Annotated in this window: 25 protein-coding genes, 1 tRNA gene and 1 riboswitch; of the genes, 13 read left to right on the forward strand and 13 right to left on the reverse strand. The window is 63.0% G+C overall.

Annotated features, from left to right (window positions below; translation table 11 throughout):
• Positions 1–31 precede the first annotated feature (31 nt).
• The 3 genes from Clow_RS08790 to Clow_RS11830 are packed head-to-tail and all read left to right on the forward strand — an operon-like array spanning position 32 to position 1,880.
• Positions 32–943: a CE1 family esterase gene (locus tag Clow_RS08790; protein WP_082418620.1), complete on the forward strand. Its 912-nt coding sequence runs from the start codon at positions 32–34 to the stop codon at positions 941–943.
• A gap of 2 nt (positions 944–945) precedes the next feature.
• Positions 946–1,614 (forward strand): quinone oxidoreductase family protein, encoded by a 669-nt coding sequence (locus Clow_RS11205; protein WP_082418621.1) that lies wholly within the window; start codon positions 946–948, stop codon positions 1,612–1,614.
• Positions 1,539–1,880: a zinc-binding dehydrogenase gene (locus Clow_RS11830; protein WP_082418622.1), complete on the forward strand. Its 342-nt coding sequence runs from the start codon at positions 1,539–1,541 to the stop codon at positions 1,878–1,880. Before Clow_RS11205 ends, Clow_RS11830 begins: the two co-directional genes overlap by 76 nt.
• 161 nt (positions 1,881–2,041) lie before the next feature.
• Here the strand turns inward: Clow_RS11830 and Clow_RS08805 are convergent.
• Positions 2,042–2,115, reverse strand: a tRNA-Pro gene (locus tag Clow_RS08805).
• Between the two features lie 51 nt (positions 2,116–2,166).
• Complete coding sequence (locus tag Clow_RS08810) at positions 2,167–2,820, reverse strand: alpha/beta hydrolase family protein (protein ID WP_055178422.1); 654 nt, start codon at positions 2,818–2,820, stop codon at positions 2,167–2,169.
• A gap of 52 nt (positions 2,821–2,872) precedes the next feature.
• Between Clow_RS08810 and secA2 the strand changes: the two genes are divergently transcribed.
• From secA2 to Clow_RS08835, 5 genes are all read left to right on the forward strand, one after another.
• The gene (gene secA2, locus Clow_RS08815) at positions 2,873–5,128 is read left to right on the forward strand and encodes an accessory Sec system translocase SecA2 (RefSeq protein WP_055178423.1); all 2,256 of its coding nucleotides are present in this window, start codon (positions 2,873–2,875) and stop codon (positions 5,126–5,128) included.
• 67 nt (positions 5,129–5,195) lie between these two features.
• The gene (gene odhI / locus Clow_RS08820) at positions 5,196–5,618 is read left to right on the forward strand and encodes an oxoglutarate dehydrogenase inhibitor Odhl (protein WP_055178424.1); all 423 of its coding nucleotides are present in this window, start codon (positions 5,196–5,198) and stop codon (positions 5,616–5,618) included.
• Between the two features lie 63 nt (positions 5,619–5,681).
• Positions 5,682–6,338, forward strand: a complete 657-nt coding sequence (gene ftsR / locus Clow_RS08825; RefSeq protein WP_156334846.1) for a transcriptional regulator FtsR — start codon at positions 5,682–5,684, stop codon at positions 6,336–6,338.
• Positions 6,325–6,897, forward strand: a complete 573-nt coding sequence (locus Clow_RS08830; RefSeq protein ID WP_055178426.1) for a bifunctional nuclease family protein — start codon at positions 6,325–6,327, stop codon at positions 6,895–6,897. Before ftsR ends, Clow_RS08830 begins: the two co-directional genes overlap by 14 nt.
• 128 nt (positions 6,898–7,025) lie before the next feature.
• A complete protein-coding gene (locus Clow_RS08835; protein ID WP_055178427.1) occupies positions 7,026–7,571 on the forward strand; it encodes a MerR family transcriptional regulator in 546 nt (181 codons plus the stop codon).
• 24 nt (positions 7,572–7,595) lie between these two features.
• Here the strand turns inward: Clow_RS08835 and Clow_RS08840 are convergent, their stop codons facing one another.
• From Clow_RS08840 to gndA, 6 genes are read right to left on the reverse strand one after another with little or no spacing between them, the layout of a single operon-like run.
• Positions 7,596–8,795, reverse strand: a complete 1,200-nt coding sequence (locus Clow_RS08840) for a vWA domain-containing protein (protein ID WP_055178428.1) — start codon at positions 8,793–8,795, stop codon at positions 7,596–7,598.
• A gap of 56 nt (positions 8,796–8,851) precedes the next feature.
• Complete coding sequence (locus Clow_RS08845) at positions 8,852–9,712, reverse strand: hypothetical protein (RefSeq protein ID WP_055178429.1); 861 nt, start codon at positions 9,710–9,712, stop codon at positions 8,852–8,854.
• Positions 9,709–10,755: a hemolysin family protein gene (locus Clow_RS08850; RefSeq protein WP_055178430.1), complete on the reverse strand. Its 1,047-nt coding sequence runs from the start codon at positions 10,753–10,755 to the stop codon at positions 9,709–9,711. The genes Clow_RS08845 and Clow_RS08850 overlap by 4 nt, the downstream gene beginning before the upstream one ends.
• Positions 10,752–12,098 carry a hemolysin family protein gene (locus tag Clow_RS08855; RefSeq protein ID WP_055178431.1) on the reverse strand — a complete coding sequence of 449 codons (1,347 nt, stop codon included), beginning with the start codon at positions 12,096–12,098 and terminating at the stop codon, positions 10,752–10,754. The genes Clow_RS08850 and Clow_RS08855 overlap by 4 nt, the downstream gene beginning before the upstream one ends.
• A 6-nt stretch (positions 12,099–12,104) precedes the next feature.
• Complete coding sequence (locus tag Clow_RS08860; protein ID WP_055178432.1) at positions 12,105–13,280, reverse strand: DEAD/DEAH box helicase; 1,176 nt, start codon at positions 13,278–13,280, stop codon at positions 12,105–12,107.
• Between the two features lie 15 nt (positions 13,281–13,295).
• The gene (gene gndA / locus Clow_RS08865; RefSeq protein ID WP_055178433.1) at positions 13,296–14,744 is read right to left on the reverse strand and encodes an NADP-dependent phosphogluconate dehydrogenase; all 1,449 of its coding nucleotides are present in this window, start codon (positions 14,742–14,744) and stop codon (positions 13,296–13,298) included.
• Positions 14,745–14,792: 48 nt separating this feature from the next.
• On the opposite strand from gndA, the gene Clow_RS08870 reads away from it, so the two are divergent.
• Entirely contained in the window at positions 14,793–15,230 is a 438-nt protein-coding gene (locus Clow_RS08870; protein ID WP_055178434.1) for a PaaI family thioesterase, read from the forward strand.
• Between the two features lie 159 nt (positions 15,231–15,389).
• Here the strand turns inward: Clow_RS08870 and Clow_RS08875 are convergent, their stop codons facing one another.
• Positions 15,390–16,331: a magnesium and cobalt transport protein CorA gene (locus Clow_RS08875; protein ID WP_082418623.1), complete on the reverse strand. Its 942-nt coding sequence runs from the start codon at positions 16,329–16,331 to the stop codon at positions 15,390–15,392.
• A gap of 26 nt (positions 16,332–16,357) precedes the next feature.
• Here Clow_RS08875 and Clow_RS08880 point away from each other — a divergent pair, with 26 nt between their 5' ends.
• The gene (locus Clow_RS08880; RefSeq protein ID WP_055178435.1) at positions 16,358–16,948 is read left to right on the forward strand and encodes a class I SAM-dependent methyltransferase; all 591 of its coding nucleotides are present in this window, start codon (positions 16,358–16,360) and stop codon (positions 16,946–16,948) included.
• Here Clow_RS08880 and Clow_RS08885 read toward each other — a convergent pair.
• From Clow_RS08885 to Clow_RS08895, 3 genes are all read right to left on the reverse strand, one after another.
• The gene (locus Clow_RS08885; RefSeq protein ID WP_055178436.1) at positions 16,932–18,173 is read right to left on the reverse strand and encodes an amino acid permease; all 1,242 of its coding nucleotides are present in this window, start codon (positions 18,171–18,173) and stop codon (positions 16,932–16,934) included. The genes Clow_RS08880 and Clow_RS08885 overlap by 17 nt on opposite strands.
• A gap of 70 nt (positions 18,174–18,243) precedes the next feature.
• Complete coding sequence (locus Clow_RS08890) at positions 18,244–19,746, reverse strand: bifunctional hydroxymethylpyrimidine kinase/phosphomethylpyrimidine kinase (protein WP_055178437.1); 1,503 nt, start codon at positions 19,744–19,746, stop codon at positions 18,244–18,246.
• A riboswitch (TPP riboswitch) is annotated at positions 19,738–19,829 on the reverse strand. (Overlaps the previous gene by 9 nt.)
• 28 nt (positions 19,830–19,857) lie before the next feature.
• A complete protein-coding gene (locus Clow_RS08895) occupies positions 19,858–21,264 on the reverse strand; it encodes an NAD(P)/FAD-dependent oxidoreductase (RefSeq protein WP_055178438.1) in 1,407 nt (468 codons plus the stop codon).
• Between the two features lie 216 nt (positions 21,265–21,480).
• Between Clow_RS08895 and Clow_RS08900 the strand changes: the two genes are divergently transcribed.
• The gene (locus Clow_RS08900; protein ID WP_055178439.1) at positions 21,481–22,761 is read left to right on the forward strand and encodes a class I SAM-dependent methyltransferase; all 1,281 of its coding nucleotides are present in this window, start codon (positions 21,481–21,483) and stop codon (positions 22,759–22,761) included.
• Here Clow_RS08900 and Clow_RS08905 read toward each other — a convergent pair.
• The gene (locus Clow_RS08905; RefSeq protein WP_055178440.1) at positions 22,758–24,083 is read right to left on the reverse strand and encodes an MFS transporter; all 1,326 of its coding nucleotides are present in this window, start codon (positions 24,081–24,083) and stop codon (positions 22,758–22,760) included. The genes Clow_RS08900 and Clow_RS08905 overlap by 4 nt on opposite strands.
• A 128-nt stretch (positions 24,084–24,211) precedes the next feature.
• Here Clow_RS08905 and Clow_RS08910 point away from each other — a divergent pair, with 128 nt between their 5' ends.
• Both Clow_RS08910 and Clow_RS08915 read left to right on the forward strand, forming a co-directional pair.
• The gene (locus Clow_RS08910) at positions 24,212–25,093 is read left to right on the forward strand and encodes an SLAC1 family transporter (RefSeq protein WP_055178441.1); all 882 of its coding nucleotides are present in this window, start codon (positions 24,212–24,214) and stop codon (positions 25,091–25,093) included.
• A 5-nt stretch (positions 25,094–25,098) separates the two neighbouring features.
• Positions 25,099–26,136 carry a bifunctional alpha/beta hydrolase/OsmC family protein gene (locus Clow_RS08915; protein ID WP_055178442.1) on the forward strand — a complete coding sequence of 346 codons (1,038 nt, stop codon included), beginning with the start codon at positions 25,099–25,101 and terminating at the stop codon, positions 26,134–26,136.
• Positions 26,137–26,138: the final 2 nt, after the last annotated feature.

Consider the following 26,138-nt stretch of genomic DNA (forward strand, 5'->3'; position numbering starts at 1 on the left):
GACAGGAAGTAGATGGGTGGGTGTGGCAGGAATGAAACGACTACGAGCCGTCGTAGCGCTTGTTGCCGTGGGTATTCTTGCGGGATTGTCTCTGGTGGGACTCGCTTCTATGAAGGACGAGGAAGAAACCGCTGTGGCCTATGAGCCCTTCCAGGAGACACCCCTGGGGGAGAGCTCCGTGATTGCGATGTCCTCGGCGGGAATGCAGCGGTCCATGATTCTTTCCATGCCCACCACCCCGGCCCCGGAAAAGGGCTATCCCGTGATCTTCATGTTCCACGGCTGGCAGGAAAATGCCGCCCTCATGCGGGATTACGCGGAAATGGATAATACCGAGGCCATCGTGGTGTACCCGGATGGACTCATGCGCGCCTGGGGCGGGGGACCCTATGCCCAGACCAACGACAACAGGGGCGATGAGGCCTTGGTGCGTGACATCATAGGGCGGCTTGAAGTGACCTATTCCATCAACCGAGAACGAGTGTTCGTCGCGGGCATGTCCAACGGCGGTGGCTTTGCGACGCTCCTGGGGTGCCGGGTCAACGACGTGATTAAGGCCGTGGCCTCCATATCCTCAGCCAATTACGAGGGTATCCGCTACGGATGTTCCACTGCCCCCATGCCCACATTGGCGATTCACGGCACGGCCGATCAGGTGATGAACTTTGAGGGCGGAATACGCCACGGGACTCGTTATTATTCCATCGCGGAGGCCCGCGAAGCCGACGTGGAGCGCAATCAGTGCCGAGAGGCCATCACTAAACCGGTGAGCGATACCATCGAGCGCACCGTGTGGCAGGGCTGCGATGCCCGCACGGAGTTCTACACGATTTACGGGGGCGTGCATATTTGGGGCGGCAACCCCGACGACCTCAACGAGACGGTGCCAAAGCACTTTGCCAGCGACACGGTGCTGGAGTTCTTTGGAGTGGAAAGGGAATAGCGATGAAGGTTATTCAGCACCGCTTTGGCGGGCCTGAAACGCTGGAAGTAGTGGAATCTGAGCCAGAAAACCCAGGGGCCGATGAGGTGTTGGTGAAGGTTTCTTACGCCGGGGTCAATCCCATTGACATTATGACCCGCAATGGCGGCGGCATGGCGGGGTTGATGACCTTGCCTTACACCCTGGGTTGGGATCTTTCCGGCACCGTGGAGGTCGTGGGAGAAGGGGTGAATCTCGCGTTAGGCCAGCGGGTATGCGGCCTGGTGCGCTTTCCGCAGGAGGGCGGAGCCTATGCCAGCAGTGCGGTGGTACCGGCGGACAACCTGGTGCCGGTCCCCGAGAATCTTAGCGATGAGGCGGCGGCTGCGTTGCCCCTGGCGGCCATGACCGCCTGGCAGGCCTTCCAGGACACCACCGTGGTGGAGGAGGGACAGCGGGTGCTCATCACAGGAGCCGGTGGCGGTGTGGGACACCTGGCGGTGCAATTGGCTCACCACCTGGGGCTACGGTGGTGGCCATTGCTAGCGAGCAAAAGCACGAATGGTTGCGCGGCCTGGGCGCATATGAGACCGTGGACTACCATGACGCGCAGGCGATGGCCGCCATTGAACCCGTGGACGTGGTGTACAGCCTGGCTCCGGGTTCCTTTGAAGCGGCGCTCAAGGCCGTGAAGAAGGGTGGAATACTGATCTCTCTGGGTGCGGGTTCCGCCGATGTTGAAGAGAAAGTAAAGGCGGCCGGGGTGCGCTTTGCCGCCACCCACGTGCGCACGCAGCGCGAGTGGTTAGAAGGAGTGATAGACCTCGCCGGGCGGGGAGTGCTGCTGCCCACGGTGAGCGAGGTCTTTGACCTCAAGAACGCTGCCGAGGCTCACCGGGCTCTGGAGAGCGGGCATACCCAGGGCAAGATCGTGTTGCGGGCCACGTCCCAGGATTAGTGGTATCGGGGAAGCCACTGGAGGCTATGGCCTCATCGTGAGCGCGCTTGGCCTCCATATAGGCCAGCCGCTCCTGGGCGGGCCACGCCCTAGAGTCCTATCGCGCTGATGACTCTGAAGGAAAAGAAAAGCGCGGCCCTCGGGCCGCGCTTTAAGAAGAGTCGGACTGACAGGATTTGAACCTGCGACCCCTACACCCCCAGTGTAGTGCGCTGCCAAACTGCGCCACAGTCCGCCGCTGCATTATCTGCAACGAGAAAGAGGTTACAGCAGTGTGCTTCGATTATTAAATCGCCAGTTCAAACCAGGTATTGATGAGGTCTGCGGCGCGCTGAGCGGAATGTCGCGTGGTGAGCATGTGGTTGGCCTGGTTGAGGCTCACGAGCGATTTATTGGCCGCACGCTGGAAGAGGGATTCGGCCTCGGCAAAGGGCACCACCTCATCCTGCGGGGAGTGGAGCACCAGCAGCGGATTTTCTGCGGCGATGGGCGGGTAGGAGGCGAGGTCGTGGAGGAACCCCTCGGGGAGATTCACGGTATAGCCCGTGATGGTGGCGGTATCGCCACTGATATAGGGCTGAATGGAGCGGTAGGGATCGTCGGGGCTGCTCACGGTGACTACGGGGGCGTCGATACCGGCACGCAGTACCGCCGCCCCGCCGAGGGAATGTCCCACGAGCAGGCTCGGGGCGTCGTAATGCTCGGTGAGCCAGGCGGCGGCCTTGCGCACCTCGGAGATGTTCTCGCTGAGTAGGAGGGAGGAGAAATTAAACCGCAGCGTGGCGATGCCGTGCTGGGCGAGGCGCTTGCTGATCCGCGCGGTGGCCAGGGTGCGCGTGGACCCGGCGAAGCAATGCGCCATGATGGCATAGGCGCGGGGTTGTTCGGGAGTATCCAGCGTGCCGGTACTAAAGGGGAGGGTGACGTGTGGGGATTGCATTTTCACTAGAATATGGGGGTCGTAAACCGAACGCTAGGGAAGGCAGCACCTCATGGGCGCATTTGACTGGTTCTGGAAAGCTATGGGCTCGGGATCGAGCCGGAACCAGAAGCGCAGCATCGCCATTACGAATGACGCGGCGGAGCGCGGAGCCGAACTAGCCGAATGTAGCCAGCAGGAACTCAACGAACGCGCCCGCGCCGCGCTCTCCGGCGGCGAGCTCAAAGACCCCGTGGAGTTCCTTGCGGTACTAGGGGAGGCCTCGCAGCGTACCCTGGGCATGACGCCTTTTAACGTGCAATCCCAGGCGGTGCTGCGCCTGCTGGAAGGCGATGTGGTGCACATGGCCACCGGCGAGGGAAAAACCCTGGTGGGCGCGATGGCGGCCACGGGCTTTGCGCTCATGGGCAAGCGCGTGCACGTGATAACGGTCAACGATTACCTGGCGCAGCGCGACGCCGAGTGGATGCGCCCCCTCGTGGAGTTCTTCGACGTGAGCGTGGGCGCGATTGCCGAGGCATTATCGCCCGAGCAGCGGCGCGAGGTCTATGGCCGCGATGTGGTCTACGGACCCGTCAATGAGATCGGCTTTGACGTGCTGCGCGATCAGCAAATCGTGGATCGCTCCGAGGCCGTGCAGGCCCCCGCCGACGTCGCGCTGGTGGACGAGGCCGATTCCGTTCTGGTAGATGAGGCCCTGGTGCCCCTGGTACTGGCGGGAAACCAACCCGGTGCCGCGCCCACGGGGCAGATCACCGGTGTGGTACGCGGCCTGAAAGAAAAAGAGGATTACACCACCGACGAGGACAAACGCAACGTATTCCTCACCGATCAGGGTGCACACAAGGTAGAGCGCGCCCTAGGAATTGAGAGCCTCTACGACGACGAGCACGTGGGCAGCACGCTCGTACAGGTGAATCTGGCCCTGCACGCGCAAGCCCTGCTGCACCGCGACGTGCACTACATCGTGCGCGAGGGCAAGGTACAGCTTATCGACGCCTCCCGCGGCCGCGTGGCCGACCTCCAACGCTGGCCGGATGGCTTGCAGGCCGCTGTGGAAGCCAAGGAAGGGCTGAGCGTGACCGAGGGCGGCAAGATCCTCGATACGATCACCCTTCAGGCGCTCATGGGACGCTACCCCCTGGTGTGCGGCATGACCGGCACGGCGGTAGAGGCCACAGACCAGTTGCGACAGTTCTATGACCTGCGCGTTTCCGTGATCGAGCGGGAAAAACCCCTGCGCCGCTTTGATGAGGCAGATCGCATTTACGCCACCATGAAGGAAAAGAACGCCGCCATCGTGGAGGAAATCGCCCTCCTTCACGCCACCGGGCAGCCGATTCTGGTGGGAACCCAAGACGTGGCCGAATCCGAGGCCCTGGCCGAGGCACTGGTGGCACGCGGTATCGAGGTGGCGGTGCTCAATGCCAAGAACGACGCCGAGGAGGCCGGAATCATCGCCCAGGCCGGGCAGGTGGGGCGCGTGACCGTATCCACCCAGATGGCCGGGCGCGGCACCGATATTCGCCTTGGCGAGGGAGCCATGGAGGGCCTGGCGGTGATTGGCACCTCGCGGCACCGATCTTCGCGCCTGGACAATCAGCTCCGAGGACGCGCTGGGCGGCAGGGGGACCCGGGTCTTTCCCTCTTCTTCGTTTCCTTAGAAGATGATGTGGTGGCCACGGGTGGGGCCGGGGAGCAGATCACCGCGCAGCCCGATAGTCAGGGCCGCATCGAGCAAAAGCGGGTGCGGGATTTTATTGAGCACTGCCAGCGAGTAACGGAGGGGCAGCTGCTAGAGATTCACGCGCAGACCTGGAAATACAACAAACTCCTGGCCGATCAGCGCGAGATTATCGACGCCCGCCGTGCCCGGCTGCTCGACACCGATCAGGCCTGGCAGGAACTATCGCAGCGAGCCCCGGAACGCGCGGAGGAGATCGCCGGATTGGGCTCGCGGGAGAAGGCCGCGCGCCAGATCATGCTCTACCACCTGGATTCCGCGTGGGCCGATCACCTGGCCCTCATGGACGATGTGCGCGAGTCCATTCACCTGCGCGCCATCGCCCGGGAGACTCCGCTAGACGAGTACCACCGCATTGCGGTGCGCGAGTTCAAGGAATTGGCACAGCGGGCCGTGGACGCGGCGGTGGAGACTTTTAATGAAGTGCGTATTGACGAAACAGGGGCGTATCTGGAGGATTACGGTTTGGCGAGGCCTTCGGCCACGTGGACGTATATGGTTTCCGATAATCCCCTGGCGGGTGGTAATTCCGTTGTGCGGGGCATTGGCAATATCTTCCGGTAGCATCAACATCGGATGGACATCGCTATGATGTGTAGTTAGCGTTTACCCAACAAGTGGAGGATGAGACATGAGCGAGAACACCGGGATCGGTCAGCCGCAGGTGGAAACCACCTCGGTTTTCCGTGCCGACCTGCTCAAGGAGATGGAATCGGGGGCTCCCGCCACCGTGAGTGCGGAGAATCTTCCGAAGGGTTCGGCCCTTCTTGTGGTTAAGCGAGGCCCCAATGCCGGTGCCAGGTTTTTGCTGGATCAGGCCACCACGACGGCGGGCCGCCACCCGGAGTCCGATATTTTCCTCGATGACGTGACTGTTTCTCGCCGCCACGCGGAGTTTCGCCTCACCGATGAGGGAGAATACGAAGTAGTAGATGTGGGATCTCTCAACGGCACCTACGTCAACCGTGAGCCCCGCAACTCCGAGACCCTGTCCACCGGCGATGAGATTCAGATTGGCAAGTTCCGTCTGGTCTATCTCTCCGCCTCCGAGTAACCCTTTTTTCATTGTATGAGCGCTGTAAGTAAGGCTGCGGCTGCGTCAAAGCCAAAAAAGACGATGTCCATTGGCGTCGTTCTCGATCGGTTGCGTCAAGAATTTCCCGACGTCACCGTATCGAAGATTCGATTCCTGGAATCCGAGGGATTGGTGATGCCTCAGCGCACATCCTCGGGTTACCGTCGCTTTACCGATGAGGACGTGGAGCGCCTGCGCTACATCCTCACCATGCAGCGCGATAATTACCTGCCGCTCAAGGTTATCCGCGAGCAGCTTGAGGCTATGGATTCCGGGCAGGTAACCGCGATTTCACATTCGCTGGTTTCCCCGGAGAACTTCCGTAGCTCGCCTTTCCGCCTCACCGATGAGGAGGTTGCCCGCAAAGCGGGAGTCTCGGCCTCCGTGGTGGAGGATTGCATCGCTGCGAAATTGATTAGCCCGGATGCCGCCGGAATGTTTAATGCCGATGATGTCACCGTGGTGAGCAACGCAGAGGCCTTGAAGGCTTTTGGCTTTGATGAGCGTCATCTGCGTTCCCTGCGCAATGCCGCGCGCCGCCAGGCTGACCTGATCGGCCAGGTGGCGGGTCCCGTGGCTAAGTCCCGCTCGGAGAGCGCCAAGCAGCAGGCCGAGGAGATGAGCCAGCAGATGAGTGCTCTGGTGGTTTCCCTGCATGCCTCTTTGTTTAAGAAGGCGCTGCGCGATGAGTTCCGTTGAGTTTCACGGCGTACATAGCACGGGGCCGGAGGATTTCTATTGCGTGGTGTTGCGCTGGGTTGAGCGCAACCGCGTGCTGCCCCTGTGGATTTCGCCTTTAGCCGCGGCGGAGATGGAGGCTCGTTCGGTGGGGTATGAGCCGCGCCGTCCCGGTACCATTGACCTCCTCATCGAGTCCCTACAAGACAGGGTTTCCGAGGTGGGAATAACCAGCGCCTTCGAGGGGGTCTTTATTGCCACGATTACTCTCCACGATGGCACGGAGATTGATGCACGCCCCTCGGATGCCCTGATGGTGGCCCAGGCGCTGGAACTTCCTTTTTATGTGGATGATGATGTGCTCACGCAGTTTTCCTTCTTTATCTCCGACGATGCCTTGCAAGAATATTTGGGTGTGAGCTTTGGAGCGCCGGAGGAAGAGAGGGAAGAAGGGGAATCGGCCTCGGGCGATGCGCAGGCGGATGCCGATTTTGAGCGCATGATGAGGGAACTGGGTGTTTCCGAGTCGGATCTCTTTGGTGACACGGATGTGACTAAAGATGACAATGGTGAAACTTAGGTTTAAACTTCAACTTGAGGTTTAAGTTTTGGGCGTGTCGCACGTGACGCGCTTGACCTTGGGATAACCTTGGCATTGAATAGAGCGTGATACGCGCGCCAAGATCAACACATCATTGGAGTACGACGGTGAGCAACAACCAGGATCGTCCTGTGCAGGAATCACTCTTCGACCTTGGACCGGGGGAAGAGGTGGGCTACCGTGTGCCGATCGCCTGCCAGGTGGCCGGGATTACGTACCGCCAGCTGGATTATTGGGCGCGGACGAACTTAGTGAAGCCCTCCATCCGCGGGGCGCAGGGCTCGGGCTCGCAGCGCCTGTATTCCTTCCGCGATATTTTGGTGCTTAAGATTGTGAAGCGGCTGCTGGATACCGGCATTTCCTTGCAGAATATCCGCCTGGCCGTGGAGCGCCTGCGCGATCGCGGTGTGGATGACATTGCGGAGATCACCCTGGTTTCCGATGGAACCACCGTGTATGAATGTCACTCCGCCAATGAGGTGATTGACCTGCTCGGTGGGGGGCAGGGCGTCTTTGGCATTGCGGTGCCGGGGATCGTCAAGGAACTCTCGGGCACCATCGCCGCCTTCCCCTCCGAGAGGATCGTGGAGGAAGGCAACGTTATCGCCGTGGATGAACTCGCGGCCCGCCGCCGGGCGCGCAAGTCCTCCTAGTTTTAAGAAGGTTCTTCGGGGGTTCTAGAGGGTTCGGGTGGAATCCGCCTGCTCGGCAAGGATCGGATCTGTCTGATCGCCTGCCTGCACAACCTCTAGGGTGATCTGGGGGTTTTCTAGGCTGGCGGCGAGCTGGCGGCCAAAGGCGGCGTCATCGACATCCTCGGGGGAGGTACCGGAGGTAAAGAGCACTACGCGAGCGGGCTGCCCCGTGGTCTGAGCCTGCTCGGCGGCGGTGCGCAGCGCGGCTAGCACGGAGGTGCGGGTGAGCGGGATACCGCCGGTGCCGAAGTTATCGAGGACGGGCATGATGCTTTCGGCGGGGCCGAACTGTACGTTATCGCGCCAGGGGCGAGTCACACCGGGGTTGAGCGGGGAAGAGTAGTTCCACAGCGCCACGGGCTGATTGAGAGCGTTGGCCTCGGAAGCAAGAGCGGCACGGGCGGCATCAAAATGGGGAACCATCTGCTCGGACGTATCGAGGAGGAAGAGAGTCTGCGCCTGAGCGGGCTGTTGATCCTGCGGCTGTTGTTCTTCGCCCTCGCCTTGTTGTTGCTGCTGCGGATTCGTGGCGGCAGCGGCGGCGTCGATAGCCTCCTGGGAGACGCCCTCAACGGGATTCAGCGCGATGGCGGCGAAGTCCAACTCTGCACCCGGCAGGGCGGTGAAGATACGGCCCTCGGGGTTGGTGAGGGCGGTGACAGCAGTAGCGGTGGCCGGGTCCTCGGGGGCGGGTGTCTGGGCATCGCGGGCGGCGAGCACCGTGGCCTGCTCGGGATCATTGGTGAGGGCCTGCGCGGCGGCCTGGGCCACGGCGGGATCCTGGCCGTAATACACCGCTTGGGGGTCCACGGCGGTGACGTCCTCAAGGGCCTGCGGGGTGCTCAACCCCACGGGGGTGCTGCCCACCACCTTGGGAGCGCTGCCCTCGGCGCGGGCGCGGCCCTGCTCGACGAGGATGGCGTCGGTAATGGCGGAATCCACCCCGATGTAGAGGGCGGCCTGAGCCGGGGAATCAACGAGCTCGGGGTGAACGCACTCGGCGGAGAAATCCCTCAAGAACATATCCGCGGCACCGGGATACTGCTCGGCTACGGGCAGGGTGACGGTTTCTGCGCAGGTGCCCTCAGCCTGGGAAGAATTGGAGGAATCATCCTTGTGGTAGAACAACCACCAGATGACGGCGGCAATGACGAGGATGATGACGATGATGGTAGTAATCACCGCACCATGACTCTTTGTTTCTGACCTGTGTTGACCCGGCACCCGGAAGTCCTCCCTTAGCTAGTCTCGCTTTTAGGTAGAAGTTTAGCGTCTTTGACCGCTAAGACAATCTTGAGCAACGCCGCGCGCAGCGGTGCGGCGCTGTGGGAAAGCTCGCGCTGCCTGCGCACATATTCCGCCTTGCCCTCGGTTGTCTCAATGGGCACAACCCCAAAGCCCAAACCGCGCACATCATAGGGGGAGGCCTCCATATCCAGAATCCGCGCGCGGCGGGCGAGCTCAAAGGTATCCAGCAGCAAATCCCCTGGCACCAGGGGGCCGAGCTTGTGCGCCCACTTGTACAGATCCATCGTGGCATGAACGCAACCGCGCTGGTCATGCTCAGGCTGTTGCGAGCGGCTCAGCACCGTGAGGTTCAAAGGCCGCGCGGGCGGGGTGAAAAACCGGAAGGCATCGTAGTGCGTGCACCGCAGCTGATGGGCCTCCACCACCTCGTTGGTTTTATCGCCCAGGCGCAGCGGCAGATCGTGGCGCGGGGTGCCGTGATAAACCATCGCCCATTCGTGCAGGCCAAAGCAATCAAAATGCGCTGGATTCGTGGCGGTGCGAGAAAGAAGCTCCCCAATTTTGGCTATTCCCTCGCCGCGGCGCGCGCTAAAAGCCTGCGTATCGACGCCCCCGCCGCAATAATCCTTCCACTGGGCATGGGGCGGATCGCCCAATAAATAGGTACCCAGGCCAGGGTGCCACTTCCGCAATTGACCGGGGCGCACCTGGTAATAATCGAAAAGGAAATCAAAGACGGGGTGCTTTTCTCCCGCCTTGCGGCGCTCTAGATGGGCGCGGGTGAGATCATCGGCGCGCTCCTCGTGATGGCGCATTTCTGCGTGCCACTGGTGCGGTTCGAGATACCTCATTCATGGGTCCAGTCGGTTACCGTGCCCACGTACTCCTCGATGAGATCCTCCAAGGCCACGATGCCGATGAGCTCGCCGCGATCGCGTACCTGGGCCATGTGCGCAGAGCGCACGTGCAGCGTGTTCAGGGCCTCATCTAGGGGCTGCTGCCCATCGACAAAGATGAGCGGGCGCAACTGCGTGCGGGGAATCACGGTGTGGGGCGAGGAAGAGGACATCCAGCCCAGCACGTCCTTGACGTGAACATATCCCAGGTAGGAGCCATCGCGGCCCGTGACGGGGAAGCGGGAAAAGCCTGTTTCTTGCACCAACTGCTCTAGATCACCGATGGTGGGGCCGGTGCGGCCAAAGGCCAGGCTGCGCACCTGATCCAGCGGAATCATCACCTCCTTGAGGCTGCGGTTTTCCGAGCGGAGCGCCTTATTAAGGCGCGCGTGTTCCTCCGCGTCAAGATAACCCTCGGCGCGGGACTCCGCGATCATGGAGGCCAGCTGCTTTTGATCCACGGTGGAATCCAGCTCATCCTTTTGCTCAATGCCAAAAAGACGCAGCGTGATACGGGCCAGCCAGTTGAGCAATTCCACGATCGGTTTGGTGAGGCGCACCCAGCCGATGATGCCGGGGGCCAGCCACAAAGCCAGGGTCTCCGGTCCCGCAATGGCGATATTCTTGGGCACCATCTCACCGAAGAGAATGTGCAGGAAGGTGATAATCGCCAGGGCAATAACAAAGGAGATGGGGTGAATGAGATCGGTGGGCACGCCCAGTGCGGTGAAAGGTTCTTCCACGAAGTGCGCCACGGCGGGCTCGGCTACCTTGCCGAGCACCAGCGAACACAGGGTGATACCAAACTGCGCCCCGGCAAGCATGATGGAAAGGTGCTCGGTGGCGTATAAGACCCGCTGGGCACCGGGGCGGCCCTGGGCGATGAGAGCCTCCACGCGATCGCGCCGCGAGGAAATGAGAGCGAACTCGCTGGCCACGAAGAAGGCATTGGCCGCAAGAAGAGCCGCGATGAGAGCGATGGTGGTAAAGATACTCATTGCTGGTACTCCTTTGCTTCCTCCTCCGTGACCGGGGTGAGAATCGCCCGGTCAATGCGGCGCTCGTCCATTCCGGAAACCCGGGCCAGCCAATGCCCCTGGGCATCGCTGAGCACTACGACGTCGCCCACCTGGGGTATGCGGCCCATCTGGGACATAATTAGCCCGCCCAAGGTTTCGTAAGGACCCTCCGGGGCGTGATAGCCAATTTCCTCGGCCAATTCACTGGTGCGCACCAGCCCGGAGACCTCCCAACTAGTGCCAAAGCGCTGAAAATCGCGCTCGGCTACTTGGTCATCGTGTTCGTCGTAAACATCGCCCAGAATCTCCTCCACGACGTCCTCGATCGTGATGATTCCGGCGGTGCCGCCGTACTCGTCGGCCACCAGCACCATTTGAGAGCCCGCAGAACGCACGGCCTTGAGGACGGCATCGCCGCCGAGGGATTCCGGGATCGTGGGTATTTTGCGGGCCAAAGAACCCACGGTGACCTGGTGGCGCTCCTGGGAAGGAACGGAAAAAGCATCCTTGACGTGCACCACGCCCAGGGTCTCATCGAGATCGCCATTGACCACGGGAAAGCGGGAATGACCGGTATCCAGGCTGAGCGCGATGAGGTGATTAACGCTTTCCTCGGCCTGCAAGAGATCCACGGTGGAACGGGGAGTCATCAGTTCCTCGGCGGTGGTCTCACCGAACTTCAGCGAGGCCTCCAAGACCTCGGCCGTGGCGGCGTCGATACCGCCCTCCCCGGCGGAGTGGCGCACCAGGGAGCCTAATTCCTGGGGGGAGCGCGCGGAGGCTAATTCATCGGCGGGCTCGATGCCGAGCCTGCGAACCACCCAGTTAGCCGCCACGTTGAGGAAGTTGATGAACCATTTGAAGGCGGTGTTGAAGATGTGCACCGGATGCACGACGAAGCGCGCTACCGGTAGCGGCATGGTGATCGCAATATTCTTAGGTACGAGCTCGCCAAAGACCATCGAGAGGGCGGTGGCAACGATCATCGCCAGAATCACCGCCACGGTGGAAGAGGAACTTTCCGAAAGCCCCACGAGTTCGAGGACGGGGGTGAAATACCGCGCCAAGATGGGCTCCGCGAGGAAACCCGTGGCCAGGGTGGTGACCGTGATGCCAAGCTGTGCGCCGGAAAGCACGAAGGAAAGATTGCGGAAGTCCCGCTGCACGGCGCGCGCGGAGGCGTCGCCACGCTCCTTGACGTGGCTATCTACGGTGGAGCGCTCCACCCCGGTGAGCGCAAACTCGATGGCCACGAAGAGCCCCGTGCTGGCCGTGAGCAAAATGAAGCCGAGTAGAGAGAGAATACCTATGAATATGTCCATGGTGGCTTAGGAGCCAGCCTTCTTCTTGGAAACACGTGCTCCCGTGATTTTAGCCAAATCCGGAGAATCGGGGGTGATCGTTATTTGCTGTGCGTCCACCCCGGCCTTGCGCAGGAGCTGGGCCACCTCTTTTTCCTGCTGCTCCATCACCAGGGTGACCACGGTGCCGCTGTGCCCGCCGCGGGCGGTACGCCCGGCGCGGTGCACATAGGCCTTATGCTCGGCGGGGGGATCGACGTGAACTACCAGGGATACCTCCCCGATGTCGATGCCGCGCGCGGCGATGTCGGTGGCCACGAGCACCGGCACGGAGCCATCGGCAAAGCCTTCCAGGGCTCTCGTGCGGGTGGATTGCCCCTTATTACCGTGCAGGCCCGCGGCGGCGATACCGGCGCGCTGGAGCTTTTTGACCTGGCGATCCACGCCGTGCTTCGTGCGCATGAACATGATGGTTCGCCCCTTGCGCGCGCCGATGCGCAGCACGATCTCGTTGCGGGCCTCGCGGCTGCCCACCAGAAACTCGTAATGGCTCATGGTATCCACGGCTGCCTGCACGGGGGCGGTGGAGTGCTCCACGGGATCGTGGAGGTAGCGCTGCACCAGGGTGCTGACCTGACCATCGAGGGTGGCCGAGAAGAGCAGGCGCTGGCCACGGGGGGTGAGGTCGAGGAGTTTGCGCACCTGGGGCAAAAAGCCCATGTCCGCCATTTGATCGGCCTCGTCCAAGGCCGTGATCTCCACGGAATCAAAAAAGAGGGCGCGCTGATTGATGAGGTCCTGGGCGCGACCAGGGGTGGCCACGAGCAGATCCACGGGGGCGGCCAGGGCGGTCTTGTGGCGCTTGATATTCACCCCGCCCACGACGTCGATGACCCGCAGGCCCAGGGCAGCGGCGGGATCGGCCAAACGCTCCCGAATCTGCGCGGCGAGCTCGCGGGTGGGCACGAGCACCAGGCCACGTGGGTGGCCGGGGCGGGAGGGTGCACCGGCCAGGAGAGCCAGCATGGGCAGACCAAAGGCGAAGGTCTTACCCGAACCCGTGGGGCCGCGCCCCAAAAGATCACGCCCGGCGAGAATATCCGGGATTGTGGCCTCTTGAATAGGGAAGGGGGAGGTGATCCCCTGGGAGCGCAAAGAACGGGTGATGGGCTCGGGCAAGCCGAGCTCGGAGAAAGAAGTCACCCGTAAGATACTAGGCTACGCCTCCACCTCGGTGCGGTCCTGGGACCACAGGGTGTGGAAGTGGCCGGGGCGATCGGTGCGCTCGTAGGTGTGCGCTCCGAAGTAATCGCGCTGCCCCTGGATGAGTGCGGCGGGCAGACGTTCGGCACGCAGGCTGTCGTAGTAGGACAGCGAGGAGGCAAAGACCGGAATGGGCAGGCCCAGCTGGGTAGCCAGAATCACCACGCGGCGCCAGGAATCGAGGGAATCGGCCACCTCGCCCTTGAAGTACGGGTCCAGCAGCAGGGACTCCACCTCGGGGTTCTCGTTATAGGCCTCCACGATGCGGTTGAGGAACTTGGCGCGGATAATGCAGCCGCCGCGCCAGATAGTAGCCAGATCGCGGGGGTCCACGTCCCAGCCGTTTTCCGCCGAGCCCGCCTTGATCTCATCGAAGCCCTGCGCATAGGAAACCAACTTGGAGGCGTAGAGCGCGCGGCGGACGTCCTCGATGAAGCCCTGGGTATCCACGCCCAGATCCTTCAGGGTGGTGAGGCTACCGGCGGGCAGGGAGCGGGCGGCCTCGCGCTGGGTGCGAGCCCCGGAGAGCGCGCGGGCGAACACGGCCTCACCGATGCCGGTGACGGGAATACCCAGGTCGAGGGCGGCCTTTACCGTCCAGCGGCCGGTACCCTTTTGGCCTGCGGCGTCCACGATGACGTCGATAAGCGGGCGGCCCGTGGCGGCATCGACCTGGGCGAGTACCTCGGCGGTGATTTCGATGAGGTAGGAGTTGAGGGCGCCCTGGTTCCACTCCTGGAATACCTGGGAAATCTCGGCGGGCTCTAGGCCTGCGGCATAACGCAGCAGGTGGTAGGCCTCACCGATCACCTGCATATCGGCGTATTCGATGCCGTTGTGCACCATCTTGACGAAGTGCCCGGCGCCATCGGGGCCGATGTGGGTGCAGCAGGGGGTGCCATCGACCTTGGCGGAAATATCCTCTAGCAGCGGACCCAGGGAGGCGTAGGACTCCTTGGTGCCGCCCGGCATGATGGAGGGGCCGGTGAGCGCGCCCTCCTCGCCGCCGGAGATGCCGGTGCCCACGAAGTGCAGGCCGCGGGCGGAGATTTCCTTCTCGCGGCGCACGGTATCGGTGTAGAGGGCGTTGCCGCCATCGACGATGATGTCGCCTTCCTCCATCGCGTCCGCGAGCTGGTTAATCACGGCGTCGGTAGCAGCACCGGCCTGGACCATGATGATGGCCCGGCGCGGGCGTTCCAGTGAGGCCACGAACTCCTCGATGGTCTCGGCGGGAAGGAAGGCACCCTCCTCGCCGTGGGCGGCCATGAAGTCCTGGGTCTTGGCCGCCGTGCGGTTATAAACGGCCACGGTGTGACCGTGATGGGCGAAATTGCGGGCAAGGTTGGAGCCCATCACCGCGAGTCCGATAACACCGATGTGAGCCTGAGAATTATGAGTCATGCCCAAAAGACTACCCTGCGAGCCCGCGCAGATGCTTGGATGAGAAGCATGGACTTTCAGCAGATGATGAAACAGGCGGCACAGGAGCCGCTGGACGCCGCAGCCCTGGACCAGATCAATGCCGCTTCCCAGGGGGCCGAGGCAGCGCTGGGAATCCGCTTTACCGCCGTGGGGCCGGAGGAAGTATGCGCGGAACTAGAGGTGGATGATCGGCATAAACAACCGATGGGTTTGGTGCACGGGGGGATTTACTGCCTGCTCACCGAGGGGGTGGGCTCGATGGCGGCGCTGGTATCCACCGAGGGCAGGCCGGTGGTGGGGGTCAATAACAGCACGGACTTTATTCGCTCCGTTTCTTCTGGGGTTGTGACCGCGCGCGCGACCGCGATTCAGTGCGGGCGACGCACTCAGCTGTGGGACGTGCAGATGCGCCAGGGGGACAGATTGCTGGCCCGTGGCACGCTGCGCACCATGACGGTGGGGTAGGAGCGCTGGGCGGGGGAGGCGGCGAGCCTCGCCGGTGGATTAAATGACGGCGGGGCTAAACGGCAGACGAACTCGACTCAGCTGGGCCGAGTACGCAGCTGGGCTGGGGGCACTGCGTACACAGCCAGACCAGGCTCAGCCGGATTAGACCTAGCCAGGCTAGACCCAGCCGCGCTTCCGGCAAATCCACCACACCAGCAGCACAGAAACCAGCATGGCGAGCAGCGCCAGCGGATAACCCAGCGGCCAGGATAATTCCGGCATGCGCTCGAAGTTCATGCCATAAATACCGGCGATGAGGGTGGGCAGGGCCACCATGCCCACGAGCACGGAAAGTTTACGCATGTCCTGGTTCTGTTGGAGGGAGATCTTGGCCGCCCCGGCGTCGATAAGGGCAGATAGGCGCTCATCGCAGCTCACCACCCGGTCGCGGGCGATATTTGCGTTATCGGCCACGTCGCGGAAATAGGAGCGCACCTCCTTACTCAATAGGTCTTTATTTTGTTTTAGTAGATTGTTTAATGCCCCAGGAAGGGGGTCGAGGCTATGGCGCATTTCCAAAACCTCGCGCTTGAGTTGATAGATCTCATCAATATGAAAGTTCGAGCTCGGGTTAAACACCGCCTCTTCCAGATCGTTAAGGTCCTCTTCTAGCTCATCGGCAATGCGCAGGTATTCCTCCACGATGGTGTCCGCGGCGCACCAGGCCAGGGCAAAGGGGCCGTGGTCCTCCAAGGCCAAGGGGCGATCCATTCGCTCGATGAGGCCGGGAACCTGCACCCCGTGGCGCACGCTGAGCAGGAAATCGGTGCCGATCACCAGGTGAACCTCCCCGGTGCGAATAATCTGCCGGGGATCGCTGGGGGCTTCCGTATAGGCCACCGTGCGCATGACCACAAAGAGCACGGAATCATAGCGCTCCACCTTGGGGCGCTGCCGGGCGGTAACGGCATCTTCCACGATCAATTCATCGAGATCAAGGCGCTCGGCCACCTCAGCCATGCGTTCTTCAGTGGGGTGCTGAAGGTCTAACCAGCAGAAATCCCCTTTTTCCGGGCCGGTAGAGGGAACACCGTTGTGAAAAATGCGGCACAGATCCATGAGTCTAGAAGGATACACTGGTGCCCATGCCAACCTGGAAAGAACTCCTGGCCGCCAATCCCCAACACTCCCACGACTATGCCGCGCGCTGGCAGCGCATCGCCGCGAGCGGAAAGGACATCTTTGGCGAGGCCCGGCTTATCGACGCCCTCGCGCCCCGCAACGCTCGCATCCTGGATGCGGGCTGTGGCACCGGGCGTATCGGAGGCTGGCTGGCTCGGCGCGGGCACGAGGTAGAAGGAACCGATCTTGACCCCGTGCTTATCGAGCACGCGCGCAAGGATTACCCCGAGGCGACCTGGCAGGTAGCGGATCTGGGGAGAGACGAACTCCCCAGGAACAAGTACGACGTGGTGGTGTGCGCCGGTAACGTGGTGACCTTCATCGAGGAGCCGCGGCGCGGGGAGGCGCTGCACAATATCGCGGGGGCCGTGGCACCCGGAGGCCGCTTTGTGGTGGGCTTTGGTGCCGGGCGCGGCTGGGAGTTCGGGGACTTTACGGAGACCTGCGAGCAAACCGGCCTGGTGGTGGAGAACCGATACTCCACCTGGGATCTACGCCCTTTTCACGAGGAAGCGGACTTCCTCGTGGCGGTGCTGGCTAAGCCACAATCTTGAACACGATCGCGCTGATGGCCACCACGCCGGAGATCACCACAAAGACATTCGAGGCCTGGTGGCGATAGGGCGCCAGCGCCGGAACCTTGGAAATCGCATACATGGGCATGAGATAGAGCAAGGCGGCGATCACGGGGCCGGAAAGAGTCTCGATGAGGTCGAGCACGCTGGGATTGACGATGGCCGCCAACCAGGTGGTGAGAAAGATGAAGGCATAAACGCCGAGCTCCAGCGGGCGCTGCGGAAGATCGCGCTTGACGACGCCGCGCACGATACTCTCCGCGCCCTCCGCCGCGCCGAGCACGTGGCCGAAGTAAGAAGAGACGATGGCCGCGATGGCGATAATCGGGGCGAGGTAGGACAACACGGGATTATCAAAGGCATTGGCCATATAGGACAACACCGGAAGATTGGCCTCGCGGGCGGCCTCTAGCCCCTCGGTGCCCAGGGCCAGCGAACAAGACCACACGAAGAACATGGTGAATACCGTGAGCAAGATGGCGGTATAGGCCAGCACCACCGAGGCGTGCCGGGTGGCTTTCTCCCCGTGATTGCGCTGCATGGCCAGGGAGAACTGGGAGATGGCTGGGGAGTGGTTGAAGGCAAAGACCAAGACCGGAATGACCAGCCAGACGGCGCCGATGGTCGCCCACACGCTCTCGCTGGGAGCACCAAAGAAGCCATCGAGATCCCAGGAGGGAATGAGGTACAAGGAGATAGCACCCAGCAGGAAGATGAGCGGGTACACCAGGAACTGCGTGACGGCCAGCATGATCTTTTGGCCAAAGACCAAGATGAGCGTCATGCCGCCCACTAGAAGGCCGGAGAGGAGCGGGCGGGGAATCTCCGGGCCGTGGAATTGATTGACGATGAGGCTATTGACGGTATTGGTGATGCTCACCCCGTAGATGAGCACGATGGGATAGATGGCCGCAAAGTACAGCAGGGTGATAACCCAGCCGATCTTCTCCCCGAAGTAATCGCGGGCCACCACGGTGATGTCCTCCCCCTTGCGCGGGGAGACGCACACCATGCGGGCCAAGGCCCGATGGGAAAAGTACGTCATGGGGCCGATGAGGAGGGTGGCGATGAGCAGCGGCCACACCCCCGAACTTCCGGCGTTGATGGGGAGGAAGAGAATACCGGCGCCCACAGCGGTACCAAAAAGGGAGATGGTCCAGCTCGCATCGAGACCGCGCGGTGGGCGCTGCGTGGTTGTGGCCATAGGTAAGCGTCCTTGCTATTGAGGGGTAATTCCTATGACACTGTAGAGCCTCTGGTGAGCGCACGCACAATCAGCGGCAGGATGCCTGCCGGAAGAAATCTCGTTCGAAGTAGCACGCGGCCACGAAAGCCCGCGCGGCACTCACTCGCTGGGCCGGGGAGGCCTCGGCCAGGGCGTGTTCCACCCGCTCAATGGCCCTATGCGTCTCCTCCACAAAGGCGGCATCCCCATAGGTGTGTAACCACGGGGCATAGGGGTGATCCGAGTGGGTAGCCGCGCGCAGATGCATACCCACGTGCGCGTAAATCCAGTAACAGGGCAGCACCGCGGCGGCGGCTTCGGCGTAGTGGGAATCGGCGGCGGCCGCGAGGAAGGAGGTATAGGCCAGGGTGACGGGGGAGACCTCCTCGGTGAGGGTACCGAGTTCCGAGCGATGGAGCTGGGCTTCTTCTTCCAAGCAGGCCGCCGCGCTGCGCGCCCAGGCGATAGAGTGCTCCGGGTGATCGCAGCGGGAGGCCACCCTGGCCAGGGTGCGGGAATAAGAAAGCAGGTAATGGGAATCCTGGGCCAGATAGAAGAGGAAGTCCTCGCGCGGCAGGGTGCCCTGGGCCAATTCTTCGATAAAGGAAAGGCGGTGGGTTTCCTCCAAGGGGCGTTGAGCCAGGCTCCACAGCGCGCGCGTCCAGGGTCCGGCGGCCCAGGAATCATCGGACTCAGGGATCGGGGAGAGTTCCGTGGGCAGCGGCCAGGGCTGCGCGGAGGCGGCCTCGGCTAGGCGTCGGCTACGGTGGCTGTGATCCACGGGGCCGTTGCCGCTGCCGACGTGAAGGTCCGCGCCGTGGCGGATCGCCTCGGCCAGCCAGCGGGTAGACCATGCGAGAGCCTGGGCCGGGGTGGCGTCGATAAGCAGGCGGGTGGCGAGGCTGGAAGAGAGGGAACAGCCGGTGCCGTGGGTGTGCGGGGTGTCGATACGCGGACAGGGGACGCGGGAGACCGAGCCCTCCGGGGTGACTAAGGCGTTATCGGCGTGGGTGCCACCTAGATGGCCGCCCTTGACGATGAAGGTGGTATCCCAGCGCCGTGCTAGGGCCGCGGCCTGGTCGATTGCCTCGTCCAGGGTGGTGGCCTCGGGGGCCTCGGCCAGCACGGCCAGTTCTTTGAGGTTGGGGGTGACCACGGTGGCCTGGGCGCAGAACTCGCGCAGGGCGGCCTCGGCCTCGGCGTCGAGCAGGCGGTGCCCGCTGGTGGATACCATCACCGGATCGAGCACGATGGGGATGGGGTGCTGGGCCAGATAGTTCGCCACCGTGGCGATGGTGTCGGCGGTGCCGAGCATGCCGATCTTCACGGCATCGACGGTGACGTCCTCAAAGACGGCATCGAGCTGGGCCACCAGGAACTCCTGGGGCGGGGTGTGGATGGAGCGCACCCCGTGGGTATTTTGGGCTACCAGGGCGGTGGTCACGGAAAGGGGGAATCCCCCGGCCTCCGAGATGGCCTTGATGTCCGCCTGGATACCGGCACCCCCGGTGGGGTCGGTTCCGGCGATGGTGAGCACGCGCGGCAGTGCCATATGACAAAATCCCTTCGCTAGCACGAACTAGAGCAGGTTCCACGGGTGTGTTCTCAGCGCTCAGCGCACCCCGTTTGCCTGCTCCACAGGCTAGCAGAAGGGAGGAGGGGCTTACTTTTCCCCGAAGCGGCGGGTATCGCGTACCTCGATGGGGAAATCGGCATCCGGGCCAATCAGACCATTGAGCTTGTTCAGGCCGTTGCGGCCGTGCAGCTGCTGGCGGGTGGTGGCCAGGTTCCAGCGCTTGCGCGAGAGGGCATTGAGACCCCAGGCGAAGGCGGCCACGAGGCGGTTGCGGAAGCCTACCAGGTACATCACGTGCACGGCCAGCCACAGCAACCAGCCGATGAAGCCGGTGACCTCTACCTTGCCCATCTTCACCACGGCGGAGAAGCGGGAGATGGTAGCCATCGAGCCCTTGTCAAAGTACTCGAAAGGCTCGCGCTGCTCCGGCTGCTGGGTGCCCTCGGTCTCGGCGGCGATCTGCTCGGCTACGTACTGGCCGGTTTGAATGGCGGTCTGGGCCACGCCTGGCAGGCGGTTGAGGCCCATCATGTCACCGATGACAAAGACGTTCTTGTGCTCGCCCACGGTGAGATCGGGATTGACCTGCACGCGCCCGGCGCGATCCACCTCCACGCCGGCCTGATCTGCCACGAGCTTGCCCAGCGGGGAGGCGGCCACACCGGCGGACCAGATCTTGGTGTAGCTCTCGATGGTGTGCTCTTCCTCGCCGGCCTTGTAGGTCACGGAGGTCTCATCCACGTTGGTGACCATTGCGCCGAGCTTGACCTCCACGCCGAGCTTTTCAAGCTGACGCTGAGCCTTGCGGCCCAGGCGCTTACCGAAGGGCGGGAGGACCTGGGGCGCGCCGTCGAGAAGCAAAATCTTGGCGGAATCGGTGGAGAAGTTGCGGTACTCGCCGGAAAGCGTGCGGTGCGCCATCTCCGCGAGCTGACCGGCCAGCTCCACGCCGGTGGGGCCCGCGCCCACGATGACGAAGGTCAGGAGGCGCTCGCGCTCGGCGGGATCGGTGGTCAGCTCGGCGCGCTCGAAGGCGCCGATGATGCGGGCGCGGATCTCCAGGGCGTCGTCCAGCGTCTTCATGCCGGGGGCGTACTGGGCAAAGTGATCGTTGCCAAAGTAGGACTGCCCAGCACCGGCGGCGATAATGAGGGAATCGTACTCGTAGCTGCGCTCGTAGTTGCCCAGGTGAGTGGTCACGGTCTTGGACTCAATATCAATGTCGGTGACCTCGCCCTTGACCACGGAGGCGTTCTCCTGCCCCGCGAGGATTTGGCGGGTAGACGGGGCGATCTCCCCAGAGGAAAGAATACCCGTGGCTACCTGGTAGAGCAGGGGCTGGAAGAGGTGGTGGTTACCGCGGTCAATGAGGGTGACGTCAACGTCGGCGTCCTTGAGGTCCTTGGTGGCAAAAAGGCCGCCGAAGCCGGAGCCGATCACGACGACGTGGTGGCGCCCACCTGCGGGGCGGTAGGCCTTCTTCTCGGATGACATGGGCGTGTACGCTCCTGTTTTTCGATTGAGGTGCAGTGCTAGTGCAGATGATGTTAGTCGCCTCTCTCACCTTTGGCAGTGCACGGGCCACAGGAACCCACCCATTCGGGCTAAAACACACAATGAAGGTGGGAGGGATTTTTGTTTTAGCGCGCTGAGCCCTGCGCTGGGTATCGTTGTGAAGCGGTGAACGGATATGAAGGCACAGAGGCACACATGACACACCAGCACCTCGCGGCCATTGACATGGAGGCCTGGCCGGGGCTTGCCGCCGTGCCGAGGGATTGGCGGATGCGCAGGCGCGCGCGCCGCGCCGAGGCGGAGTTTGCTCAGGCATGCCAGGAGGCGGGGTTGGATTTGGAATCCGAACGCCCGGACCTCGTAGTGGAACACGAGGAACTTTTTTATCGCCTCGCGGCCTCCGGCTGGCTGGGGCTGGCGGAATCATATATGGCGGGGGAATGGTGGGCCAGCGATCTGCACGCGGTGCTCATGGCCTTGTTGCGCGCCGGGTACAAGCCCGCGCGCGGCGAGGTACGTCCGCGCCCTTATGACGGTGGCGCGCTGCCCGCCGATTTGGTGGAGTTCTCCTCCGCCGATGACATGAGTTTCATGGGAGGGCTCTTTGAATCCGGGGTGCCCACCACGGTGCGGGAATCCGTGCCGAGCTTTGTCCGCGGTGCCGGGCACGGCAACGAGCCGGGCACACATTTTGTGGACATCACCCGCGTGGCCCCGCCCGTGGCAATCGAGCGCGCGGATTTAGAGGCCGCCCAGGCCACGGCGGTGCAGGCGCTTCTCGACGCCGCGGAGGTCCGGCGCGGCACCGACGTTCTGGAATACCCGGCCACGGGGGGAGCGGTGGCGCTGGCCGCCGTGGATCGCGGGGCACGCCCCAGCGCCGTGACCGCCGACGCTACCTGCGCCAGTGCCACCGAGGAACGCCTTACCCTCGCCGGGGTGACCGACGCGCGCACCGTGACGATGCCGCAGCCGGTGGCACCCGGTGGGGTTCGTCCCCAGGCGGAGGCCGTGGTGAGCGTGGAATACCTAGAACAGCTCAGCCCCGCCCAGCGAGCGGACTTCATGGCCAGCCTGGATCAATCCCTGCACCCAGGGGGCTATTGCGCGATACAGGCCCTGGTGGCCACTGCGGAGTTTGGTGCGGCGGCGCAGCGCAGCGTGGATGTGCTGCGGGCCTATATCTGGCCGGGGCTGGAATACCCCAGCGTGGAACAGGTACATCGGCTGGCAGATCAGGAAAGCCGGCTGCGGGTGGTGGCCGAGAGGCATTTTGCCGAGCACTACTCCCTGGCCCTCAAGCTCCATGCGGAATGCTTTGAGGCGCACTCCCGAGAGGCCGCCGCGGCGGGCTTTGATCGCGTGTTCCGCCGCCTGTGGCGCTATCAGTTTGCCCTGCGCCGCGCCCTGCTGGATACCGGCATGATCGAGGCGGTGCAGTTTAGCCTCACGCACCGCCGACGCCGCGGGCGCTAGATTGCGCTGAGGTCCTGTTCACGGGTCTCGTGCATGACGATGATGGCGATGAGAGAGATCACGGAGACCACTCCCAGATAGAGGCCCACGGCGCTCACACCGAACTTGGCGTTCAAGGCGGTGGCGATGAAGGGGGCGATGGCCGCGCCCAGGATAGAAGCCACGTTATAGGCGATGCCGGAGCCGGTATAGCGGACGTTGGTGGGGAAGAGCTCGGGGAGAACCGCAGACATGGGGCCGAAGATGAGCCCCATGAGCAACATGCCGATGCTTAGGAAGAGCAGCACGCTGGTGGTGTTGGCGCTGCCACTGCCGAGGAAGAGGGAGAAGGTGGCACTAAAGACGATGATGGCCACCGTGACCCACAGCAGGGTGGGCTTGCGGCCTACCTTATCGGCCAGCCATCCGGAAAGGGGCACGCCCGCGATGAAGCCGAAGATGGAAATGAGCTGGAGCTTGAGGAAGTCTGTATAGGCAAAGTTCAGGCCGGCTGCATCAATGCCGTAAGAGAGAATCCACGTGGTGACCAGGTAGAACAGGGTATAGCAGCCCACCATCACGAAGGTGCCGATGACGAGCGGGCCCCCGGCGGTGCGGAATACCTCAAGGAGCGGGGAGGAGACGCGCTTATCTTGGTCGATGACCTGTTGGAACACCGGGGTTTCTTCCAGGCGCAGGCGAACGTAGAGGCCCACGGCCACCATCACCGCCGAGGCCAGGAACGGGATACGCCAACCCCACACCATGAAGGCATTATCGAGGTCACCATTGGTGTAATCGAAGGCCGAGACCAGGATGAGGAAGAGACCATTGGCGAGCAAGAAACCAAAGGGGGCACCCAGCTGTGGCCACATGGCGGCCCAGGCGCGCTTTCCCTCCTCGGCGGTTTCCGTGGCTAGGAGGGCCGCTCCCGACCATTCGCCGCCCAGGCCGAGGCCCTGGCAGAAGCGCATGAGCGCCAGCAGGGCCGGGGCGATGATGCCCACTTGCTGATAGGTGGGGAGCACGCCGATGAGGAAGGTGGCGATGCCCATAGTGAGCAGAGCAAAGACCAGGGTGGCCTTGCGCCCGATCACGTCCCCAAAGTGCCCAAAGATGATGGAAACCAGCGGACGAGCCAAGAAGGCCAGGCCGAAGGTGGCAAAGGAAGCCAACAGGCCTACGGTGGGATTTTCTGACTTGGGGAAGAAGAGATGGGGAAAGACCGCCACGGTGGCGGTGGCGTAGACGTAGAAGTCATAGAACTCAATGGTGGTACCCACGGTGGAGGCGGTAATAACGCGGGTGCGCTCGCGGGCGGTGAGGGTTGGTGCTGTGGTCATGAACTGCCTTAACTATCGGTGAATCGTTGAGATAAAGGTACAATTCCGTGCGATGGGCGGCAAATCCCGTAAAATGAGATGAAAAAATTGTTTCCCCTTTCCGCGATTCTCGCGTTTGATGGAGTGCTATGAAAAAAGGAAACCTCCCACCCTGGGGGCCGGCTTGGTCCGGTGCCGCGCTCGGCACCGCAGGGTTTGCCATACTCGGCGGCCTTCATGGCTGGACCGTTATTTCTGCCCTTCTCACGTTGCTCGCCGCCGGATTGGTGCTGAGTATCCTCGCGGGCTGGGCGCGCCACCGTATTCCGCCGATAGAGCGAGCCTCCCTGCCTGCCTGGGCAATCCTTGGCATGGCGATCACCGCCGTGGGCATGGCACAGACCCCGCTGACTCACCAGTGGTGGCTGCACGCGATCTTGGCAGGCCTGGGCGCGATCATCTGCGTGGGGGCCAACCTTGCCTACTGGCCAGCGCTGCGCGGAGAACTCAACTTCCTCTCGCTCTTTCCCGTGATGTCCCCCGTGGTGCCCGCCGTGGGCATGGCGCAGTGGGCGGCGTCGGGAGCTGGCGACGTCGTGAAGCTCATCGGTTGGGCGCTGTGCCTGCTGGCCATAGGCGGCGCGATTCCCGCCTTTATCCTGGTGTATCGCCGCATGCTGCCCCTGGGGCCACCCGCGCCCCTGGCGGCCACCTGCTGGATTCCCCTGGGTATCGTGGGGCAATCCGTCGTTGCGGTGCTCACCCTCGGCGGGCCACGCGCCTATGGCTGGATCGTGCTGGGGCTGGGTATTCCCCTGGCGCTCTGGGCCGCGTGGCGGCATTGGAGCAGCCTTCCGCAGTGGGCACCCTATAACCCAACCTGGTGGGCCTCCACCTTCCCCGTGGCCACCTGCGGGGCCGGGGCCTATGCGCTCGGCCTGCACGGGGCGAGCCTGGCCCTGCTCTATCTCCTCGTGATTCACTGGTGCATAGCCGCCGCCCGCGCGCTCAGCCACGCCGTGAAGGGATAGACCAATTGATTAGCATTGATAGCGCCAACTTCGTGATTGACCGCCCCGAGGGGGCCGTGCGCGGTTACGTGCTCTTCGCCCACTGCTTCAACAACCCGGCCGCCGTGCGCATTTCCCGACGCCTCACCGAGGTGGGCTACACGGTGCTGCGCGTGGAATACTCCGAGGAGAACGCCCCCAACCTCCGGGAGGCCGCCGCCTGGATGTCCCGCAACGTGGGGAGCCCCAACCTGCTCATCGGGCACTCCCTGGGCGGGGCCGCGGCCCTGGCCGCCGCCAACGACGTCGAGGGCTTGAGCGCCGTGGCCAGCATCGCCGCGCCCTTTGAGGTGGTGGAAAGCAGCCTGCGGCTGGGGGATAGGGAGGTGCCGCTGAGCGGGGAGTTCCTGGACGATACCCGCACGGATAAGCAACGCACCCGCATCCAAGGGCTGCGCGTGCCCCTGCTCGTCATGCACTCCCCGGAGGATGTGGTAGTAAATATCGGCAACGCCCAATCCATCTACCGCCACGCCCACCAGCCCAAGAGCTTCATCAGCCTCGACGGGGCCGACCACCTGCTTAGCGACCCCACCCATGCGGCCTATGCCGCCGAGGTCATCGCCGCCTGGGCTGGGCGCTATATCCCGGAGCACGTGAGCGTCGATGCCGTGGCCAAGCCCGCGGAGGGCTCCGACTTCACCACGGAGATACGCTCCGGGCGCCACGTCATACTTGCCGACGAGCCCGTGAGCGTCGCCGGAGCCGCTGACCTCGGCCCCAACCCCTTCGACCTGCTGAAGGCCTCGCTCGTGGCCTGTACCTCCATGACGATGGGTATGTACGCCCGACGCAAGGGATTCGACCAAGGAGACACCAGGGTAGAGGTGAACCTCGAACAACGCCGCTGGGAGGAAGGGCTGCTGACCACTTTCCGGCGCGTGATTCACTTTGACCCGGCGCTCAATGAGGAACAGCGCGCCGGGCTGCTGCGCATTGCCGATAAGTGCCCGGTGCACCGCTTGCTAGAGGGCACCGTGAAGATTGAGACGGCGGTGGGTTAGGT

This window comes from Corynebacterium lowii, from assembly GCF_001412085.1.
Taxonomy (GTDB): Bacteria; Actinomycetota; Actinomycetes; order Mycobacteriales; family Mycobacteriaceae; genus Corynebacterium; species Corynebacterium lowii.

What these genes read in the sequence shown, in the direction of transcription:
- odhI (WP_055178424.1), top strand. Translation starts at nt 5,196, where the DNA reads ATGAGCGAGAACACCGGGATCGGTCAGCCGCAGGTGGAAACCACCTCG.
- Clow_RS08790 (WP_082418620.1), top strand. Translation starts at nt 32, where the DNA reads ATGAAACGACTACGAGCCGTCGTAGCGCTTGTTGCCGTGGGTATTCTT.
- Clow_RS11205 (WP_082418621.1), top strand. Translation starts at nt 946, where the DNA reads ATGAAGGTTATTCAGCACCGCTTTGGCGGGCCTGAAACGCTGGAAGTA.
- Clow_RS08855 (WP_055178431.1), bottom strand. Translation starts at nt 12,098, where the DNA reads ATGGACATATTCATAGGTATTCTCTCTCTACTCGGCTTCATTTTGCTC.
- Clow_RS08870 (WP_055178434.1), top strand. Translation starts at nt 14,793, where the DNA reads ATGGACTTTCAGCAGATGATGAAACAGGCGGCACAGGAGCCGCTGGAC.
- gndA (WP_055178433.1), bottom strand. Translation starts at nt 14,744, where the DNA reads ATGACTCATAATTCTCAGGCTCACATCGGTGTTATCGGACTCGCGGTG.
- Clow_RS08890 (WP_055178437.1), bottom strand. Translation starts at nt 19,746, where the DNA reads ATGGCACTGCCGCGCGTGCTCACCATCGCCGGAACCGACCCCACCGGG.
- Clow_RS11830 (WP_082418622.1), top strand. Translation starts at nt 1,539, where the DNA reads ATGGCCGCCATTGAACCCGTGGACGTGGTGTACAGCCTGGCTCCGGGT.
- Clow_RS08900 (WP_055178439.1), top strand. Translation starts at nt 21,481, where the DNA reads ATGACACACCAGCACCTCGCGGCCATTGACATGGAGGCCTGGCCGGGG.
- secA2 (WP_055178423.1), top strand. Translation starts at nt 2,873, where the DNA reads ATGGGCGCATTTGACTGGTTCTGGAAAGCTATGGGCTCGGGATCGAGC.
- Clow_RS08885 (WP_055178436.1), bottom strand. Translation starts at nt 18,173, where the DNA reads ATGGCCACAACCACGCAGCGCCCACCGCGCGGTCTCGATGCGAGCTGG.
- Clow_RS08830 (WP_055178426.1), top strand. Translation starts at nt 6,325, where the DNA reads ATGAGTTCCGTTGAGTTTCACGGCGTACATAGCACGGGGCCGGAGGAT.
- Clow_RS08910 (WP_055178441.1), top strand. Translation starts at nt 24,212, where the DNA reads ATGAAAAAAGGAAACCTCCCACCCTGGGGGCCGGCTTGGTCCGGTGCC.
- Clow_RS08880 (WP_055178435.1), top strand. Translation starts at nt 16,358, where the DNA reads ATGCCAACCTGGAAAGAACTCCTGGCCGCCAATCCCCAACACTCCCAC.
- Clow_RS08875 (WP_082418623.1), bottom strand. Translation starts at nt 16,331, where the DNA reads ATGGATCTGTGCCGCATTTTTCACAACGGTGTTCCCTCTACCGGCCCG.
- Clow_RS08895 (WP_055178438.1), bottom strand. Translation starts at nt 21,264, where the DNA reads ATGTCATCCGAGAAGAAGGCCTACCGCCCCGCAGGTGGGCGCCACCAC.
- ftsR (WP_156334846.1), top strand. Translation starts at nt 5,682, where the DNA reads ATGTCCATTGGCGTCGTTCTCGATCGGTTGCGTCAAGAATTTCCCGAC.
- Clow_RS08810 (WP_055178422.1), bottom strand. Translation starts at nt 2,820, where the DNA reads ATGCAATCCCCACACGTCACCCTCCCCTTTAGTACCGGCACGCTGGAT.
- Clow_RS08850 (WP_055178430.1), bottom strand. Translation starts at nt 10,755, where the DNA reads ATGAGTATCTTTACCACCATCGCTCTCATCGCGGCTCTTCTTGCGGCC.
- Clow_RS08845 (WP_055178429.1), bottom strand. Translation starts at nt 9,712, where the DNA reads ATGAGGTATCTCGAACCGCACCAGTGGCACGCAGAAATGCGCCATCAC.
- Clow_RS08905 (WP_055178440.1), bottom strand. Translation starts at nt 24,083, where the DNA reads ATGACCACAGCACCAACCCTCACCGCCCGCGAGCGCACCCGCGTTATT.